Origin of the sequence: Limnobaculum allomyrinae, from assembly GCF_016649425.1 — a bacterium.
In the GTDB taxonomy this organism is placed as follows: Bacteria; Pseudomonadota; Gammaproteobacteria; order Enterobacterales; family Enterobacteriaceae; genus Limnobaculum; species Limnobaculum allomyrinae.
Map to the genome: position 1 here is coordinate 79,267 of NZ_JADRCR010000003.1, position 19,054 is coordinate 98,320.

Sequence of the window (19,054 nt, forward strand, 5' to 3'; positions counted from 1 at the left end):
GTTATGCTTCCTTTTGAAGCGCATGCAGTGCATCGCCCGCTACTTTTACCTGAATCCCCTGAGTCAGCGCCTGAGCGACAAACGCCCGCAGTACGCTGTTCAGCTTAGCCTGCTCCACATAAGCAATCGTGATATGGTTACTTTGATGCCCTGACATCAAGTCATCACGCTGAACGCCATCCAGTACACAGTTGAGCAGCGGCCATTCATAGTTAGTCGCCCGGCGGCGGCGTTCAAACTCGTCTTCGGGTAATTCAACTGCATGACCGGAACCAATATGCATCACCACATTGGTTCCTTCATAGTGGGCTCGAGCCCAGACAAAGCGCCCGGCTTTACCCTGCCCGCAAATAGTTGAACCACCATAAGGGAAAAACATAGGCGGTTGACGATATCCTGTTGCACCCGCAATACCACCTTTCAGATGCTCAAACGGCACCGCTCCGGAGATCTCCATATCCCAATAGAAAGTACCCCGATATTCACTGCCCCAACGAATATCATGTAATGTCGTTTCCGCCGGCAGCCCTAATGAACTCAGCAAACGCCATAACATGGTTTGGGGAATAGCCGTTCCCATATCCACTTCATTAATGCAGGGGATGGCCTGATTTGGGCAGATGATCTCGCCTTGCTCATCCGGAATAGGAAAACGCTCGGTGGAACCAATGGCACCTTCAGCAAAATCTGAAGCGGCGCAGCTATCCTTCAACCCCTGCTGATACTGAACCCCTACCGCCGATAAACCAAAACGTTTTACAAAGCGCGCCATGGCAATCATCATGGCACACTGCTCTTTGACCTGATCGCGAGTTAGCTCAATGGCGCTATCCTCACCAAACTGGAATTTCATACCGCGCTCTTCATACCAGTTCAGACAGGTTTCCCTTAGCTCATCGGGCACTTTCGCCATTTCAACCAGCAAAGCAGACTGTGACAGCGACTCCAGCGGCATGCCTATATTCACTAACGCTTGCTGAGGAAATACGCCGTTAATCATCCCCATACAGAAAGTATCGAATAATCCCAAAATCTCTTTATGCTGCAAAATATATTCGCCGACTTTGCGACCCACGGCACCCTCCGGGGTCGCCATTACCGGATGTGTCGGCGCCACATCATGCAAATAATTATTCTTATGTTGCAATGAGCCATAACGCAGCCAGGTCTGCAAACCCTGCATAAAGAACTCATCATCAAAGCTCTCTGACCATAAACGGGAATAGGGTTTATCCAGACTGGTTAAGGTTCCTGCCAGACAAAGCATGCCCACTAACCCCGGGCAGGTACCGTCAAAATTCGCCAGCAACAGGACAGGGCCACGATGGTGAGCTAACGATGGAGCGATATGGTGTGAATACTGCCAGGCAGTTAACAGCACAATCACTGGCGCATCCGGTTCAATAGCGGCAAACAAATCACTGCCTTCACGCTGGCTACTGATAAAACCATGTCCACGACTTTGACTCACCGGATGAGCTCGCTTCATGGAGTAACCCAGCTGTTCCAAAGCCCGCTCCAGCTTGTCTTCAAATTTTTTCTGTATTGGCCAACAGGTAACGTTTGCCGGCTCACGTAAATCCGCGTTAGTGACCATCAATACCTGCTTACTTTTCGCCCCTATTTTCGCCGGTGACGGTGGCAGATTAAGTTTTAACACGTTGATTTTCCTGTTCTGATAAATTTTACGCTGACAATTCGGCATTACTCATCATCTGGTGATAACGCTGCTGATCCTGATACATCTGTAAATAAACCTGATACTTAGCCTGATGGAATGAAGCGGTTGAATCATCGGGCTGAATGCTGTTTCCATATCGAACCATTGCTCCGGCCGCCTGAGAAAAGTCAGAAAAGGCATCGCATGCTACGGCACCCAGTAAAGCAGCACCCAGCGTGACTGCATCCTCTTCTTTAGCCAGATGGATCGTGCGTTGAGTCGCATTGGCATACTCTCTGAGCCAAAGCGGATTTTTAGTCGCACCGCCGCATAAAATCAGGCGCTCAATCTGATGGCCTGACTCTTCCAGTACGTCGATAATATGGCGAGTACCATAGGCAATAGCCTGTAGGGTGGCTAAATAGCGGCGGGCCAGTGCATCCAGCCCCGTCTCCAGCGACAGACCCGACTCCATCCCTTTCGCATCAGGATTAGCGCGGGGAGAACGATTGCCGTGGTGATCTGCCAGAATATGTAGATGATAAGTAGGAAACGGATGCTGCTGTTCGAGTTGAGCAACCCGCTGATTCAGAATTTGGTAGTAGCTGCACTGCTGACGCTGAGCTATCGCTTCCAGTTCAGGCCAGGCATCGCTCTGGCGTAGTGTCCACTCAACCAGAGCACCAGCAGCACTTTGCCCACCTTCATTCAGCCACCAATCAGGGATCATGGCGCTAAAGTAAGGCCCCCACACGCCGGGTACCATCACCGCCTGAGGACTGACGACCATATGACAATTAGAAGTACCGCTGATAATGGCCAAACTGGCTTGTGGATGTGCCGCAACCAAAGCCAGACCACCGGCATGGGCATCAATAATTCCACTGGCGATAACGACATTGGTATTCAACCCAAACTGACGGGCAGCTTCCGGGCAGAGCATACCCGCCTTTTCACCCAAATTTAAAACTGTAGCGGGTACTTTATCGGTTAATTCTGTCAGCCCTACGGCATCCAACAGGCTGTGGCTAAAGCGTCCTTCATGAGAAAGGTAGTTCCATTTACAGCTTAGGGTGCAAATACTGGCTGCATCAGCCGCGCTGGCTCGCCAGACCAGATAATCAGCTAAATCAAAAAAGCGCCATACCTGCTGATAGCGCTGTGGATAATGCCTTTTTAACCAAAGAATTTTGGGTAATTCCATCTCAACGCTGACTTCACCACCAACATATTGCAACGCAGGATCATTGGTCAGATTAATCTCCATGGCTTCATCAATGGCTCGGTGATCCATCCACATGATGATATCCCGCTCAGCCTCACCATTTTCAGCAACCGAAACGGGTGAGCCATCCGTTGCAACCGCAACTAAAGAGCAGGTGGCATCAAAGCCAATGGAGCAAATGGAATCAATATCAACCCGGGAGAGTTCAACGGCCTCTTTTACCACCGCACACACTTGCTGCCAGATATCCGCAGATGACTGCTCAACTACATTCGCTCGGGGGTGAAATTGCTGAATAGCCCGAACTGAAAATGCCAGGCGTTCCCCTTGTGAGGTAAAAATACCAGCCCTGACACTGGCAGATCCTACATCAACCCCGATAAAAAACTGATGCTCCACAATGCCTCCAAACTCAATGCTGCGTCGAGTTAGCAACTCATGAAAGCGCGGAGCAAAAAACAATCAAATTGTTTAAATTATGTGATATCGATCGAAATGAAGAAGATAACCAACTGAATTGAAATAGATAATTTTTTGAGCAATTTGGCAGGAGAAAATCCAATAATCCAGCCAGCGTTAATCAATCAGAATTAACGCCGGCAGGACGCAGTTTTCTTAGTCTTTCAGAACTTCACGAGCATTGATTGGCTGAACCGGACGGTTGTTTGGGTGTCCCATCAGCGCAGTAAACGCCTGAATTTGTTCATGGCTGGCAGTGATCTGATTTTTCAGCACTAACCAACGAACCCCTTCAGTACAAGGAGGTGTAGTCAGAGAACCGCTAAAGCGATAGTAGTGCAAGTTAGCTGGCAGTAAATCTTTGGCATTGATCTTTTGATCATAGGTCACCGTTTCACCCGTCTTAGGCATCTCTTTCCACAGTTTAGCCAGCGTTGGGTTAGCTTTACCCTCTTTCACCATAACGGCTAACACTGTCAGTTCACCCTTACTGTTAGCATGAACAAAGTGAATCTCCATAGGGAAAGATTTACCTTCGATTTGGTTTTCACCCGGGGTATGGAAATGGAACTGTTTCAGTTCAAATGGCATACCATCGACATCAATTTTGCTACCTGCGGCATAATTGACTTGTAATGTATGGCCATTATTCACCATATTTTCTGCGCCCGCAGCATAAGTAATATGGAAAGGCTTCAGATCGGATTTAACGGTACCGGTCAGGTTAACCGGTGACTGATTTTGAGCGTGGCAGGCAGCAAATTCTGGTGCTAATTCAGCCCAATGTTCCGGCCCTGCTTCGCCGCTATATTCCCAATGAGGGGATGCAAGCGCACTAAAAGACAATGCCAGACCACAAACGGCGATAAACGTTTTCACATTATTTCCTTTTAAAGATTAACCAGAACAATATTAGAGGGATATGACAAGTATCAATCGAATACAATATTGCTAACATCCCTGGATGCAGCGGAAAAATAAGTTCCCGTGTTCGATAATTATATATTCGATTAAAACAACTTGAATCAACCGAGCTGTAATTAACCCGATGCAAAGTGTAATAATATGTAACCCATTGATATGAAAAAAAATAACACACAGGTATCATTTTCATTAACTCAATGAAAAATAATGTAACTCCTTCAAAAGGCCGTTATTAATGTTCAATAAAATGGAGGAAATTAAAATATGAATCTGAAACTTATCTTGTTTATTCTATTTAGTACTAAAATTAAATAAGAATTAATTTCAACAGCATAACCAAATATAAAAAAGAAAATGATAATAAATAAAAAAGCCCCCGAACCTATTAAAGTTCAGGGGCTTTTAAATCAGTTAATTAATAACTAATTATAATTTAGGAATACGCAGAACTTGTCCTGGATAGATCTTATCCGGATGGCTTAACATTGGTTTGTTAGCTTCAAAAATCTTCTGGTATTTGTTGGCATCACCATACTGAGACTTAGCAATAGCCCCCAGAGTATCGCCTTTCTGAACGGTATAGAAGTTACCTTCTTCTGAAGGTTGAGCAACAGAAACTTGATCCTGAACGTTACCGATAGACGCAACGTTACCCAGAATAACCATCAGTTTCTCTTTCAGCTCCTGATCTGCAGCTTCGCCACCAACAATAACGGTGTCGTCTTCTACTTTAATATCAACTTTATCAGAACCAGGCAGACCCATTTTATCTAAGTGCGCCTTCAGTTTTGCTGCTTTATCTTCTGGTTTGCTAGAGACACTATCCCAAAGCTTTTCGCCTGCTTCCTTAACAAAATTGAATAACATTCCCATTATATTCTCCAACAACAGTTAAAATGTTTAGACACCACTTATTTCCGACTAAACCCGTGGTGAACCACCTCGTCAGCGAGAGATAAGCGCTGTTTATAGTATATCCCACGAACCGCCCACACACTAATTTTGTGTTAATCCGGTTCAGTGCCAGTAATAAATAATTGAGAAAAACCGTCTACTTTTCGCATGTAAGCAATATATTCACCATTAGGTGAAAACACCACCGCATCAGCACAAAGGTGGTTTGCATTCTTCTCGGTTAACCGCTTCACAACCCCGCTGTTAACATCACACAACACGATGCTGCCATCCATAACAAAGGCCAGACTACGCCCGTCCGGACTCCAGCTAAATGCAGAATCCACCCCGTAACCACCATCGGTCACCTGTTTTAGTTCGCCGCCCTGCGGAGAGACCAGCCAAACCTGAACCACATCGAAATCGTCTTTCATCAGGAACGCGATTTTGCTGCCATCAGGAGAACTGCGAATCCAGTGACGTGGCGAAGAGACAACTCCCGGAAAACGTCGATCTCCGGTATAGGTCAAACGACGCTGACTTACACTTGCCGGAGGTGCTGGCATCAGCGTCATGGTTCCGGTTAGTGGGTACTCACCGGGTTTGGCGTAATCTTCCAAATGCTCAGGTAAATCAACAATAAAAACTTCTGACAGTTTGCTACCATCCTCTGCCCGGGTATCACCAATAAATGCCAGCGCCCAGCGTTGAATCGTTCCTTGTGGGGTAATATAACCTTCGTTTCCTACCCATCCCTCTTCATAAGCCCGGCTGATTTCATCACTACCTGCTTCGGGAACCAATACTGTTGAACTCACCAAAACACAGAAATGACTACCGTCATATTCCCGAACGTGTTGTTTTTCCACATGAACGGAATGCAGCGGCACCGCAACACCAATATTGCGCTGATCAAACTGTGACCCTTTCTCATGCATCACATGATCGTTATAGGTGAAGCTCAGCCGACTACCATCCGGGCTAAAAACGTGAACGTGGGAACCGCCGCGTAGCGCTCCGCTGGTAAAAGGAGGGGTAATATCTAATGCATCCAGCGTAACCGCATGCTTTCGGTCTGGTTCAGTCACTATCACACCGCGACGGTGATGAAAGTCATAGTGCCACTGTTCATCCGGCTGCTCCGGACTGTGGATAAAGGCATAGCGCACCGGTTCAACCGGGCTGGCAGTCACCACGCCAACATAGCTTTGCGGCTCTGCCTGATAAACAATTTCAACTTCGCAGCTATTAATATTCACCCGTTCGATAGTCTCGCCGGTAAACGACGAACCATCGGGCCGGACATCATAAATCAACCACTGACTGTCCGGTGTCCATACGTTAACGTTAGTTAACTGGTGGTTGCAGGGCGTATAGGTAATTTGTTTTTCTGTTTCACGCATCGATGTGCTCCTACCTTGTCGCCTGTACGAATCTTTATGTTGCAAGATAAATTTTCAACTGTCACTGAAAGGTTATAAAAAATTCCACCGTTATCGCTATTTCGTCACTCATTAAGAAAATTAATAACATAATGATGTTAAATAGATATAGGAGGGAATTAGAGTTACAGCAAGGAGAGATGAGATAAAAGATCCGCTGATACCAGAGCGGCTATAACCTTCCTGATGAGTAGTGGAATTCAGACGACAGCGGAGAGAGGGTTGCAGAGGAACGTCGTCACGAACGAACTCAGATGGCTGACAAATCTAATAAATCAGCACCTGCCAATATCCCGACCGTAATAACACCGTGTTTAGGGGCTACGACCCATCAGTCATAGCCCCGGCAAATCAGGCTATCCGCTTAACTTCTCCAACCAACAAAATATACGAGAACGCACCAATCACCGCCACAACGGAAATATAGATAAGCGAAGGAGCGAAACCATAGTGTTGAGCCAGATAACCCACTACCAACGGCACAGTAATGCCACCCAAACCGCCGATAAAGTTAAATACCCCACCGGTTAAACCAATCAGGCGCACCGGAGCCAGTGATGAAACCAGCGACCAGGTAATTGACGCAAAACCATTACCAAAAAATGCCACCGCCATCAGCACCATAATCCAAATCGGATCGTTAGTGTAGTTAGCTCCCATAATGCAGGAAGAGAGCAACAAACCGCAGATAATCGGAGTCTTACGGGCAAAACCAATGGATTTACCACTACGGGTTAATTTATCGGCCAACTGACCAGAAAGTAACACCCCGAGGAAAGCGGCCAGAAAAGGTACCGTCGTCATAAAACCGGCGGTTAACGCGGCAATGCCTTTTTCCTGAGTCAAATAGTTAGGGAACCAGGTCAGGAAGAACCACAGCATGGACGTAATGGCAAACTGACCTAAATAGACACCAATCAATTTACGATGAAAAATCAGTTTCCAGTCCGCGCGGGTAAATGGCACTTTTTCTTTTTTCTCAATCAGAGCATCGCCATCAACCATACCGCCGCCTTGCTCGATATACTCAAGCTCTGCACGGTTTATTCCTTTGCTTTTTCTTGGGTTTTGGTAATTAAAATGCCAAATCAGTGCCCAGACAATCCCGATCGCACCAGTAATAAAGAACACCCAATGCCAGCTTGGAATTTCCTGAACCCAAATCAGCATCGGCGTTAAAAATGCCAGACCAACAAACTGCCCTGAAGTATAGAAGCCTACAGCACCGGTACGTTCCTGTTCAGGGAACCAACTGGTGACTACCCGGTTATTTACCGGGAACGCCGGGGCTTCAAACAGACCGGTCACAGCCCGCAAACCAATCAACGAGGCTAATCCACCGGCAAACCCCTGCAAGAAGGTAGCGACTGACCAGCCCATGATGGCAATAAAGTAAGTAAGTTTGGAACCAACCCGATCTAAAAACCAACCACCCGGAATTTGGCAGGCAGTATAAGTCCAGGCGAAGGCGGAGAAAATATATCCCATCTCCGTTTTGGTGATGCCAAACTCCTGTTGAATTTTGGCAGATGCCACGGCCAGATTTGCCCTGTCGACATAGCAAATCACCACCGTCACAAAAATCATCAATAAGGTAATATAGCGACGCTTGGTGGGCTTTATTACCTCTACCGAATCGATTGTTTTATCCATTGTAGAGTATCCTGTTTAATTGTTTTTATACTGCCGGAAAATAATAAAAATTGCTCTATTGCCTTATTTATCAACGTAATCAAAACAGATCCGGTCAGATTAAGGCGTAAGGGAACCCCGGCGGGTATTTACGCCTTTTTATTGCTTTAATAATTAAACTGACCGGTTAATTACGTTTTAAATAAACGCGATGCTTTCACAATGCCATTATTACCACTCGGCAACAGCGCCATCCGGATAACGCCAAATCGGGTTACGCCAGTCAGGAGCTTGCTTACTGCGTTCAATCACTAACTCTTCATTTATCTCCACGCCTAACCCTGGTTTGGTTGGTGGATAGAAATGACCATCTTCCATCGAGAAGTCTTCTTTATTCAGTACATAATCCAGTAGCTCTGCGCCTTGGTTATAGTGAATACCCATGCTCTGTTCCTGAAGTACGGCATTACGTGCGACAAAATCAATATGCAGGCAGGATGCCAACGCAATCGGCCCCAGAGGACAATGCGGAGCAAACGCCACATCGTAAGATTCCGCCATTGCGGCAATTTTATAACACTCGGTGATACCACCAGCGTGGGAAAGATCGGGTTGAACGATGCCCAGGCCACCATCGGCCAGCACACGTTTAAAATCAAAACGGGAGAACATTCGTTCACCGGCTGCAATAGGAATATGAGTCTGAGCTGCCAGACGAACATAATATTCTGCCTGCTCTGCCAGTACCGGTTCTTCAATAAATAGCGGACGATAAGGCTCCAGCTCTTTAATCAGAATTTTTGCCATTGGCGCATCAACGCGACCATGGAAATCCAGACCAAACTCAATACTATTACCAAAGGCTTCACGAATTTCAGCCACTACCGCTACCGCTTCATCCACTTTACGTGAATTATCAATGATTCCCATCTCTTCACAGCCATTCAGCTTAAAGGTATCGAAACCGATATTTTTCAGTTTATTAATACCGGAAATCACATCAGATGGGCGATCGCCACCTACCCAGCTATAGGCTTTAATTTTATCGCGCACCAGTCCACCCAGCAGTTGGTAAACCGGAACCCCTAACACTTTGCCTTTGATATCCCACAATGCCTGATCGATACCGGAGATAGCACTCATCAGAATAGGGCCACCGCGATAAAAACCACCGCGATACAGGGTTTGCCAGATATCATTTATGCGGGCAGGATCCTGACCGATAATCATCTCTGACAGTTCATGTACCGCTGCTTCAACACTGCGAGCACGACCTTCGATCACCGGTTCCCCCCAGCCAGTCACGCCTTCATCGGTTTCTACTTTAAGAAACATCCAGCGCGGGGCTAAACGGTAAGTGGTGAGTTTAGTAATTTTCATAACTGCACTTCCTTATAGGCTTTAACAAAACGTTGCGCCTGCTGGCGGGTCTGTTCAGGTGACTGACCGGCACGATACAGATCGCTTCCCAGCCCTGCGCCAACACAACCCGCCCGCCTATACTGGTGGAGGTTTTCTGGCGTCACGCCACCCACCGCAAACACCGGTACTTCTGGCGGTAAAACGGCTTTGAGCGCTTTAATGTAGTCAGGGCCAAAAGATGAAGAAGGAAATATTTTTAGCGTTTGAGCACCGGCGTCCAGTGCGGTAAACGCCTCTGTTGCCGTGGCACAGCCAGCACATACCGTCATACCAAACTCTACGGCGCGTCGGATAACCGCCGGATTGGTGTTTGGTGTCACAATCATTTGGCAGCCCATCGACGCTAAACGCTCGACATTAGCAACCGTTAAGACGGTACCCGCACCAATCAGCGCCTGAGAACCAAACTGCTCAACCATCTTCGGAATACTGACCTCCCACTGCGGTGAATTCAGTGGAATTTCAATAGCATCAAAACCAGACTCAATCAGGGCGGAAACGTGGGACTCCACCTCCTGGGGCTGAATACCACGTAAAATAGCAATTAGCGGAAAATTAGTTTTCCAGCTCATAAACCAGACTCCTTATACCGGATTTAAAGGCATCATCTCCATCAATGGCCTGATGTGGAATACCGGCTAAAGCCAACGCTTCACGATAGCGACTGGTTAAACTCTGGTTACCAATAATCGTGACGCCACGCTGATTCACATCGGCATATTGCTGTTGCATTTGCGCCACTTCATTACCGATAAGCAATCCGGATAGCCACTCCTGAACCACGGAAGGATCTAACTGACCAAGAACATGAGCCGCCCGGGTTTCAAACAGGCGGCGGATAATATGAGTTTCATTAAAACCAACTTCCATACCCTGTCTGAATGCCTGCTGCGATTCCCGCTGCACACCAATACCGGCACCCACCAGAGAATGATTAATCAACAAATGATGTAGTTCACCGGTCATCACCGTCCGAAAATCGGCTACCGTATCGCCATCCATTTGTACCCATTTGCAATGGGTACCGGGCATCACGTAATAGGCGGCTGGTTTTTGTGCATGAGCACCCACTAACTGGGTCTCTTCACCGCGCATAACGTTACAGTTGCCATCCTGATTGATGGCAAGACCCGGCACAATCCAGGCGCGCATTGGCGCTAGCTGAGTTACCGGCATTAAGTGATGAGAGATCTGACTTAAATTTGCCGGACACATTTGATAAGGAGTAGGAATCCATCCAGCGTTGCTGCCAATCATGCCGGCCATGACTACAGGGATCCCGTCAGGATACTGAGCCAGCCAGTTATCAAACAGCTGATGAAAAATCGCTTCCGGCGGCTGCCCGTCAAAACGGGTAACGCCCCGCTCAGAACGCAGCGTATCGACGCAAAGATCGCCATCAAATAACCAGGCTCTCAGATTGGTTGATCCCCAATCAACGCCGATAAATTGCTCAATCATGTAGACTCCTTCAAACGCTGGGTGGAACTGGCAATCATCGCCAGAGCGGCCTTCTCTGCGGCATCAATATCCTGATGACGAATCGCATCGTACAAGTCCTTATGTTCCCGCAATGTGCGAGGCATATTGTCTTCATCCGGCATATAGGTACGCTCAAACACCGCATGTTGTAGCGAACTAATCGCAACACCCAACTGCTGTAATATTGGATTATGGGTCGCCACCAAAATAGCCTGGTGAAAACGAATATCCGCCTGGTTAAACGCTTCACGATCCTGACTGTGAACAATCATGTCATTCAGCGCACTTTCAATCTGTACCAATTCTGTAGGGGTTGCGCGCTCTGCTGCCCAACGCGCCATACTCGGCTCGACTAAATGACGTACTTCATTCATTGAGGCGATCAACCGGGGGTCGTAATCATGCTCAAGAATCCACTGCAAAACGTCACTGTCGAGATAACTCCACTGATTGCGGAAAGTGACAAAGGCTCCGCGATAACGCTGCACTTCAACTAAACGCTTTGCTGCCAGTGCGCGCAGCACCTCACGAATAATGTTGCGTGAAGTATTAAATTCTTCACAAAGATCGGTTTCTGCCGGTAACGCAGAACCGGGAATATATTTACCGTGTACGATCTGCTTACCCAGCTCGATAATAATGCGATCGGTTTTGCTCATTTCAGACTGTGGCATCAATAACTCCGGAGTGATAAGTGTCGTTGTTGTACTGAAAACTGTGCTGCTTCGGCATCAGTTTTGACTGTTACCAACTTTATCTGTCTGACCCTCACCTGTCTTGTACACGATGTTAAAAATGGCGAGTATTTCTACTACGACGAAAGGATTGTAATTCAATTTATTTAAATTGTACTACGATCTGGATCGCAAAACGTACAATCCATTTCTGGAAGGAAATTATTTGAATGCCAGAAAAGGTTATTCAGCGCTGAAAAAATAACAGCCCTGCCTGAAACTCACCCTCTCTTACAGTTTTTAACCTCATCATTTCCGATCATTTTTTATTTACTGGTTAACTTGTCCCTCGACAACTCATCAACCAGAGGATAAAAATAAGTTTGCTAACCTAAAGGAGCCGGTATGAATTCCCTCTATCCATTAATCACTGAAGCCCATATGGCAATTCGTCCCCAGGTCAGAACCACACCGCTGGACTACAGCCCGTTGCTATCATTAATCAGCGGCTGCCAAATCTATCTGAAGTGTGAGCACCTGCAGCATACGGGGTCATTCAAGTTTCGGGGAGCGGCAAATAAGATACATTTACTGAATGAAACCGCGCGCCAGAGCGGTGTGATCACCGCTTCAACAGGTAATCATGGTCAGGCATTAGCGCTGGCGGCTCGGAAAGCGGGCGTAGCCGTTACCGTATATGCTCCCGCAACAGCGGCACAGGTTAAGCTGGATGCTATCCGTGCATTTGGGGCTGATATTGAACTGGTTGAAGGGGACGCGCTGGCGGCAGAGCTTGAAGCATCAAGACAAGCCGGATTACAGGGGAAACCCTTTGTCTCTCCTTATAACGACAAATACATTATTGCCGGTCAGGGTACAGCTGGCATAGAAATAGCAGAACAGATAGACGATTTGGATGCGGTATTTATTGCCGTTGGTGGCGGCGGTTTGATATCGGGTATTGGTACTGCTCTCAAACAGTTATCCCCTAAAACTCACATTATCGGCTGCTGGCCAGCCAATGCGCCCAGCATGTACGCCAGCCTGAAGGCCGGAAAAATTATCGAAGTGGAAGAGCAGGAAACGCTGTCTGATGGCACCGCTGGCGGCGTAGAGCCTGGCGCTATTACCTTTCCTGTTTGCCAACAGGTCATCGATCGTTGCGAATTAGTGAGTGAGCAAGAGATCCGCGATGCAATGCGTCTGGTCGCCCGCACCGACCGTTGGATGATTGAAGGTGCCGCTGGCGTAGCGCTTGCAACTGCACTACGGCTGGCACCTGAATTTCAGGGTAAGAAAATCGCCGTGGTACTGTGCGGTAAAAATATCGTACTGGAAAAGTACATTAATGCAGTGAGCGGAGAATAATACCTCAACCTCTATCCTCTGAACCGTTTCACTGCGGATTCAGGGGATAATACATCGCCATCCGATAAAAGCGGCTCCATTCCCGCTCACCGGCTAGAGCCTGCTGTAGAAACTCAGGGACGGGCAATGAGTCAAATGCCATAAAACCTATACGTTGATAAAAAGGGCCATTCCAGACCACATCACGAAACGTCGTCAGTCCGACATATTGGCACTGCTGCTGACGTGACCATTCAATCACTTGCCTAATCAACTGTTTACCAATACCTCGCCTGCCCGCATCAGGATGGACACATACCTCCTGAATCCAGCCCCACTCCTCAACCCGATCTGCCAGAATAAAACCAACCGGCTGGCCATCCTGCTGCGCCACCCATAATCGTTTCTCTGCCTGAGCCTGCTGCAATAAATCAACAGAAATCGTCTCCTGCCGCTGTGGTATTGGCAAAACGGATTCAGGAAAAATCGACGCAGCAGCAGCCTCGATCGGGGCAATTAATGGGATATCGGCCGCAACAGCCAAACCAATCGAATAATTAGTTATTTCACCAGTCATATAAATCCTTTCAACAAAATGCATTCCCGCCGTTGCCCTTAAAGCCCTTGACCTTCTCTCTTAAGCTTTTGACCTCAAAGAGCACTGGAATTCAGCCGACAACTGAAAGAGGGTAGCACGCCCAACAGGGATGTTGGGCGAGGCACTGCTTCGCTGGGAGCGAATCAGTGCCGGTGCGTAAGCCCGAGTGAAGGCGGAGGGAAGTCGCCACAGGCGACCTGGATTCGGGTGCGAAGGCGCGGGGGTGCAGGGGACGTTCGCCCCAACGCCCCCTGCTCGGCCGCCTCACGATAGTTGAACTAAACGCTACATCATTAGCGGCCGAAATTACTCAAGAGCTAAACAGATCGTTATGGTATCAAATCCATCTGCTTAGTCTCTTTCCCTAACCAAATAACCGCCACTACCGCCACCATTATCGACGCACAGAACAGACTAAAAATCAGCGTAATCGAACTGTTCATTGCCACCAGATAACCGACCATTAGTGGCCCCAGAATACCACCAACCCGACCAATGGAAGCAGCCATTCCGGCACCCGTGCCGCGGATCGCGGTTGGATATTGTTCCGGTGTATAGGCGTATAACGCTCCCCATGCACCCAGATTGAAGAATGACAATAGCATGCCAAAAATCAACAGTTGAGCAACGGTATCAGAAGCCCCAAAGAAATAGGCTGAAATCGCGGTTCCGGTCAGATAAGTTGCCAGTACAAACTTACGCCCGTAGCGCTCGATGAGCCATGCGGCGGTAAAGTAACCCGGAAGTTGGGCCAGCGTCATAATCAACACATACTGGAAGCTTTTCACCAAACTAAAGCCCTTCAGCATCACGACACTCGGCAGCCACAGGAACATACCATAGTAAGAAAACACCACGCAGAACCACAGAATCCACAGCATCAGCGTGGCTTTACGATAATCACTGGACCAAACCGCTGTGATATTGCTGATAATTGAAGGCTTGGCCTCTTTGGTTTCTGCCCGCTTAAAGCGCGGTGAGTCCGGCAGATTCCAGCGCAAATAAATGGCATAGAACGCAGGTAACGCACTGATTAACATCGCCACACGCCAGCCGTAGCTTGGAATGATAAAGTAAGCAATCAGCGCCGCCGCCAGCCAACCAAACGCCCAGAAGCTCTCCAGCAGTACCACAATGCGCCCGCGTTCGTGTGATTCAACGCTTTCAGATACCAGCGTTGAGGCTACCGGCAGTTCGCCACCCAGCCCCATACCAATAATAAAACGCAGCACCAGTAATGCCGCCAGCGTAGATACCAGAGCAGTCAGCCCACTGCCAACACTAAACAACAGCAATGTGACAATAAATGCCGATTTTCGTCCGGTACGATCCGCCATCACGCCAAATACAAACGCTCCTACCGCCATGCCGATAGAGTTAATGCTGCCAATCCAGCCCATTTGTTGAGCCGTTAGTCCCCAGTCTTGTTTTAACGCTGCCAATAAAAACGACAACAGCCCGACGTCCAAAGCATCGAACATCCACCCCAGACCGGCAATCGTCAACAGCTTATGTTTAGACACCCCTTTTTGAACCAGCGTTTTTTGTGAAGTCGTCGCTTGTGACACCTGAGTTATCCTCATAAAGTAGAGTTTCAGCGCCTGTTATAACAGGCAGAAAATATCAGAGCGGATGAAGCATAGAACAATTTGTCTCAACCCGCCGATTGATAAACAAAGGCACACTTCCGGATATCCTTTTGGCATATCACAATGTGTAGTTGCAGTTTTTCCAGAAACAATGTGATAACAGCATCTGAGTTGTCTCACAACACATTTTTCCATCTTTGAAGGCGTTTTCTTTCTGTAGTAGTATCCTGAATAACTATTTTTTTCCCCGTTGAGCTTATTGATGGACCAACAATATCAACACTGGCTATACGCCCTGTCGGCCCCAATAGTCGCACTAAACATTGAATACGGGGCGTCTTACACCGCGCCGAACTTCTACCCAAATGACTCCTCGCTGGATTTAAAAGAGAGCTGGGACATAGAATCCAGAGAATCATTATTCGATACCGTCACCCGCATGATCGACCACGGTCATGCTGACGAACTCTCCTATCCTTACTATTTATGGCACCAGCTAACACCAAACCGTTGGCGGGATTATTCAGCACATCAGGAAGAGTCGCGTCAGGTATTGCTGGAGTTTGTGGCCGATACCGCTCTCATGTGCGGCTCAGGCGGCATCCGTGCCTGGGATCTGTGCCGAATGAGCTTCTTGTGCCGTATTGGCGTATTGAACCAGTGGATTACAGAACAAGAGAGTTTGTGGTTTCACTGTCGTATCGCCCAGCGCGCCCGCCACTACTACGCCAGTTGGCAAGAGTACGCATCCGGATTTCTGATTGGCAGAACCTTCTGGCTCTCCATCAGTGAAGAGCTGCCGGAACTCAAACGCTACGCGCTGAACAGTAAAGGTACGCTGGATTCGAATATGACCATTTCCCGGTATCTGTTTACCGAGTCCAATAGCCCTTATCAGCATCTTATATGGGAAATGGATCCGGCCGAGCTGGAGATGGAAAAACCTCAGTCACTACAGGAGGTTGACTGGTCATGAATCTAAGCTGTTGGGAAATATTAGGCATTGAGCCCACGGACGATCAGGAGATTATCCGTAACGCTTACCGTAAAAAACTACCTGAGTATCATCCGGAGAGCGACCCACAAGGTTTCCAAAATCTGCGTCAGGCTTATGAGCAGGCTAAAAAAGGGATTCAGTCAGAATTCCGGCCGATCTCTGCCCTGAATGATGCACCAATCCAACCCCTGATTGAGGCGGAACAAGAGCAAGAACCAGAGGCGAAGGAACAGCATCCTGAGCAACAGGCCATTGACCAGTTAACTGCGGATCTCGAAACCCTGTTAAACGATGCTAATCAGCGCTATCAGCCGGATGCCTGGCATCAGTACATCCAGAAAATTGATAGTCACTCCATCGAGGTGACTAACCAGCTACGCTGGCAACTGCTGATGATGCTGTATAACACCAGCTATGTCTCCAGAGACTGCGTGCAGATTCTGGCAGAGCGTATGCGTTGGAAACAGCGAATCACCGAGCTGAAAGGTGAGAGCGTCGAGCATCTGGACGACTATCTCGACTATATTGCCAAAGGCGATATCTTTGATATGACCCTGCTTACGGGGCTGCCGCTGGCAGCACAGAATGCCAGCGTAGAGCATATCAACTCGATCAATTTTCTGTTTTGGGAACGGCCTGCCTGGATGTTGCGAGAGTATCTGATGCAGCCGATGGTGATCTACTGGCCTGATTCTCCGGAGGTGATGGAACTGCGATGCCGCTGGTACACACTGGCGGGAATTGGTTCTGAACATCTCAGCGACTATTGCCTGCAACAGCTGAGCAAAGATCCGGAGAATAGCGACTGGCTCTATTTATATGCTTCTCAATGTTCTATGTCCGGCCATGATGATAGAGCACTGCCATTTTGGATCCGCCTGTATCAAGCCGAGCGCCATGCCACGGCAGAAGCCTGGCTATTAACCTGGTGCGTTAATCATGCACCAGAACGTACGCCGCTGCTGATTCAGGCTCTGGATAATGCACAATATCTCTCCGCCGAAGGCGTAGCCATCGATGCACCGGAACAACGTTATATTACCCCAACCCAAACCACCAAAACCTTGCTGCGATGGGGAGAGGTACTACAAAGCCCGATGCCGCTAATAGCTCAGGACTTTGCTAACTGGCGGCTGCATAAAGAGACACCCATTACCATGATTCGCCATCTGATTCTGGATGATGGCAGCGATCCGGTGGTGCATCTCTATCGCCACGCCAGCATGCTGCGGTTGGGAAATGAAACCCTGCTACAGCAAATTATTGATGAACCGGAAAGTGGCAATCCGCTGGACGACCTGATCCTGAGCCGATTTAAACTACAGGCTCAGCAACGTTTAGACTGGCTGAAAACATCTACGGTTATTCAAGCCTTTACCCATTGGCTGTATGCTCCGCAACCGGAAGCACTACCGGCAGAACTGGCACAGCGCGACTCTGAAGCACATTTACAGTGCCTTCATTGGTTACTGCAACGGCGCTGGATGGCCAATGAACAATTAGAACGCTTAGCCAACAGTGAAACTTTTGGCAACAATCTGGAAACCATCACGGATTGGATCAGCTTTATCGCCCTGAATAACAGTGCATCACTGCCGGAACCGGTCAACGATCAGGATTACTGGCAATGGTGTCGCCAGTGCTATGCGCTGGTTCTGTTGCTGGAAAGACCGGCAGAATCATTACCGATGCTGGTACAGGCGAAAAATATAACACCACAAGAGCAGCATCCGCTGTATGAATTCTGCCAGTTGATTAACAACCTGGATATACAGCAGGAGAATATCGTTGAGCAATATCGGGATAGGCTCACGCTGAGCCAAATTCTTCAGCACCATTCATGGACGCGACTGCCGATCACGCCGGAAAACTATCTGGAAAACCAACAAACCACTCGCTCTTATTCTATCGACCATTTTTATATCAGCAGTCTGGAATGGCGAGGACGTATTGAAAAATCCTCGAATATCAATCAAATAGTATTCTATGCCGCTTGCGCCTGGTTTGGCCTCAATGGTCGGGAAAAACGTTTCACTACGTTGATAGAAGAAATGCAGCTCAACAATGAGGCGGAACAGGCGCTAAGAAGCGCATTGCTTAACGCAACCTCTTATGGGCAAATCAATGAAGTGCGTAATCCCCGGCTGAAAGAGCTGATTAGCGAAACGCTGAATATGCGCCGCAATCCTCATCGGGTTCTCTCTGAAGACAGCCAAAAATCACTATGGGATTGTCAGCAAAACCCCAATGAAGATATTACCTTGCGTCTGGTGGCCAAACTGTTATTACAGGAATCCCGTTATCGCGGTAGAAATCCTGTGGAAGCCAGCCAACAGCCCAGTAAATTCTGGGAGTTCTGGCGCTTTAAATCTCGTCTTAACCGCACCGGCTTTGCCGCCCAGTTGCTGTTGGGTGCACTGTTGAGCTGTATTATCGGTGTCATCCTGATCAAGATGTCAGACAGTGCCGTAGGCCCATTAGTTTTGGTGGCCTTATTTCTGGTCAGCAGCCTTGGCGCCATGATCAGACGGGCCAATGACCTGAACTTGAGTAATACGGCCATCATCATCATGGCGGTAGTCTCCGCGATTTTTCCTATCACCATGACCTTAAGCATCATTTACCTGTTACTGGCTCCGGGTGTTCCTTTTGCCAATAAAGCCGGGCCACCGGCTAATGGATGGTTTAATCAACCATAGAACAGGCAAG

The 19,054-nt window shown here is 48.1% G+C and carries 15 protein-coding genes; 3 read left to right on the forward strand and 12 right to left on the reverse strand.

Annotated elements, in window-relative coordinates:
• Nucleotide 1 precedes the first annotated feature (1 nt).
• The 10 genes from I2494_RS08065 to I2494_RS08110 all read right to left on the reverse strand — a co-directional run bounded on the left by I2494_RS08065 (nt 2) and on the right by I2494_RS08110 (nt 11,814).
• Complete coding sequence (locus I2494_RS08065; RefSeq protein ID WP_218467566.1) at nt 2–1,660, reverse strand: signal transduction protein; 1,659 nt, start codon at nt 1,658–1,660, stop codon at nt 2–4.
• A 25-nt stretch (nt 1,661–1,685) separates the two neighbouring features.
• Entirely contained in the window at nt 1,686–3,284 is a 1,599-nt protein-coding gene (locus I2494_RS08070) for an FGGY-family carbohydrate kinase (RefSeq protein WP_218467567.1), read from the reverse strand.
• Between the two features lie 216 nt (nt 3,285–3,500).
• Entirely contained in the window at nt 3,501–4,223 is a 723-nt protein-coding gene (locus I2494_RS08075) for a carbonic anhydrase (RefSeq protein ID WP_218467568.1), read from the reverse strand.
• A 471-nt stretch (nt 4,224–4,694) separates the two neighbouring features.
• Nucleotides 4,695–5,141 carry a peptidoglycan-binding protein LysM gene (gene lysM, locus I2494_RS08080; RefSeq protein ID WP_218467569.1) on the reverse strand — a complete coding sequence of 149 codons (447 nt, stop codon included), beginning with the start codon at nt 5,139–5,141 and terminating at the stop codon, nt 4,695–4,697.
• Nucleotides 5,142–5,275: 134 nt separating this feature from the next.
• The gene (locus I2494_RS08085) at nt 5,276–6,565 is read right to left on the reverse strand and encodes a DUF3748 domain-containing protein (protein WP_218467570.1); all 1,290 of its coding nucleotides are present in this window, start codon (nt 6,563–6,565) and stop codon (nt 5,276–5,278) included.
• A 390-nt stretch (nt 6,566–6,955) separates the two neighbouring features.
• On the reverse strand, nt 6,956–8,257 hold the full coding sequence (locus tag I2494_RS08090) for an MFS transporter (RefSeq protein WP_218467571.1): 1,302 nt from the start codon (nt 8,255–8,257) through the stop codon (nt 6,956–6,958).
• 210 nt (nt 8,258–8,467) lie between these two features.
• Nucleotides 8,468–9,616, reverse strand: a complete 1,149-nt coding sequence (gene dgoD, locus I2494_RS08095) for a galactonate dehydratase (protein ID WP_218467572.1) — start codon at nt 9,614–9,616, stop codon at nt 8,468–8,470.
• A complete protein-coding gene (locus I2494_RS08100) occupies nt 9,613–10,230 on the reverse strand; it encodes a 2-dehydro-3-deoxy-6-phosphogalactonate aldolase (RefSeq protein WP_218467573.1) in 618 nt (205 codons plus the stop codon). The genes dgoD and I2494_RS08100 overlap by 4 nt, the downstream gene beginning before the upstream one ends.
• A complete protein-coding gene (locus I2494_RS08105) occupies nt 10,214–11,119 on the reverse strand; it encodes a 2-dehydro-3-deoxygalactonokinase (RefSeq protein WP_218467574.1) in 906 nt (301 codons plus the stop codon). Before I2494_RS08105 ends, I2494_RS08100 begins: the two co-directional genes overlap by 17 nt.
• Complete coding sequence (locus I2494_RS08110) at nt 11,116–11,814, reverse strand: FadR/GntR family transcriptional regulator (protein WP_218467575.1); 699 nt, start codon at nt 11,812–11,814, stop codon at nt 11,116–11,118. Before I2494_RS08110 ends, I2494_RS08105 begins: the two co-directional genes overlap by 4 nt.
• A 405-nt stretch (nt 11,815–12,219) precedes the next feature.
• On the opposite strand from I2494_RS08110, the gene I2494_RS08115 reads away from it, so the two are divergent.
• Nucleotides 12,220–13,182, forward strand: coding sequence for a threonine/serine dehydratase (locus I2494_RS08115; protein ID WP_218467576.1), 963 nt, complete (start codon nt 12,220–12,222; stop codon nt 13,180–13,182).
• Nucleotides 13,183–13,210: 28 nt separating this feature from the next.
• Here I2494_RS08115 and I2494_RS08120 read toward each other — a convergent pair whose 3' ends face one another.
• Together I2494_RS08120 and I2494_RS08125 are read right to left on the reverse strand one after the other, a co-directional pair.
• Nucleotides 13,211–13,738, reverse strand: coding sequence for a GNAT family N-acetyltransferase (locus tag I2494_RS08120; RefSeq protein WP_218467577.1), 528 nt, complete (start codon nt 13,736–13,738; stop codon nt 13,211–13,213).
• Nucleotides 13,739–14,088: 350 nt separating this feature from the next.
• Nucleotides 14,089–15,342 (reverse strand): MFS transporter, encoded by a 1,254-nt coding sequence (locus I2494_RS08125; protein ID WP_218467578.1) that lies wholly within the window; start codon nt 15,340–15,342, stop codon nt 14,089–14,091.
• A 268-nt stretch (nt 15,343–15,610) separates the two neighbouring features.
• Here I2494_RS08125 and I2494_RS08130 point away from each other — a divergent pair, with 268 nt between their 5' ends.
• Nucleotides 15,611–16,324, forward strand: coding sequence for a DUF1266 domain-containing protein (locus I2494_RS08130; protein WP_218467579.1), 714 nt, complete (start codon nt 15,611–15,613; stop codon nt 16,322–16,324).
• Nucleotides 16,321–19,044, forward strand: coding sequence for a DUF805 domain-containing protein (locus I2494_RS08135; protein WP_218467580.1), 2,724 nt, complete (start codon nt 16,321–16,323; stop codon nt 19,042–19,044). The genes I2494_RS08130 and I2494_RS08135 overlap by 4 nt, the downstream gene beginning before the upstream one ends.
• The last annotated feature ends 10 nt before the right edge of the window (nt 19,045–19,054 follow it).

Coding starts and splice junctions, on each gene's coding strand:
- lysM (WP_218467569.1), bottom strand. CDS start 5,141: ATGGGAATGTTATTCAATTTTGTTAAGGAAGCAGGCGAAAAGCTTTGG.
- I2494_RS08110 (WP_218467575.1), bottom strand. CDS start 11,814: ATGCCACAGTCTGAAATGAGCAAAACCGATCGCATTATTATCGAGCTG.
- I2494_RS08100 (WP_218467573.1), bottom strand. CDS start 10,230: ATGAGCTGGAAAACTAATTTTCCGCTAATTGCTATTTTACGTGGTATT.
- I2494_RS08090 (WP_218467571.1), bottom strand. CDS start 8,257: ATGGATAAAACAATCGATTCGGTAGAGGTAATAAAGCCCACCAAGCGT.
- I2494_RS08120 (WP_218467577.1), bottom strand. CDS start 13,738: ATGACTGGTGAAATAACTAATTATTCGATTGGTTTGGCTGTTGCGGCC.
- I2494_RS08115 (WP_218467576.1), top strand. CDS start 12,220: ATGAATTCCCTCTATCCATTAATCACTGAAGCCCATATGGCAATTCGT.
- dgoD (WP_218467572.1), bottom strand. CDS start 9,616: ATGAAAATTACTAAACTCACCACTTACCGTTTAGCCCCGCGCTGGATG.
- I2494_RS08130 (WP_218467579.1), top strand. CDS start 15,611: ATGGACCAACAATATCAACACTGGCTATACGCCCTGTCGGCCCCAATA.
- I2494_RS08105 (WP_218467574.1), bottom strand. CDS start 11,119: ATGATTGAGCAATTTATCGGCGTTGATTGGGGATCAACCAATCTGAGA.
- I2494_RS08085 (WP_218467570.1), bottom strand. CDS start 6,565: ATGCGTGAAACAGAAAAACAAATTACCTATACGCCCTGCAACCACCAG.
- I2494_RS08135 (WP_218467580.1), top strand. CDS start 16,321: ATGAATCTAAGCTGTTGGGAAATATTAGGCATTGAGCCCACGGACGAT.
- I2494_RS08125 (WP_218467578.1), bottom strand. CDS start 15,342: ATGAGGATAACTCAGGTGTCACAAGCGACGACTTCACAAAAAACGCTG.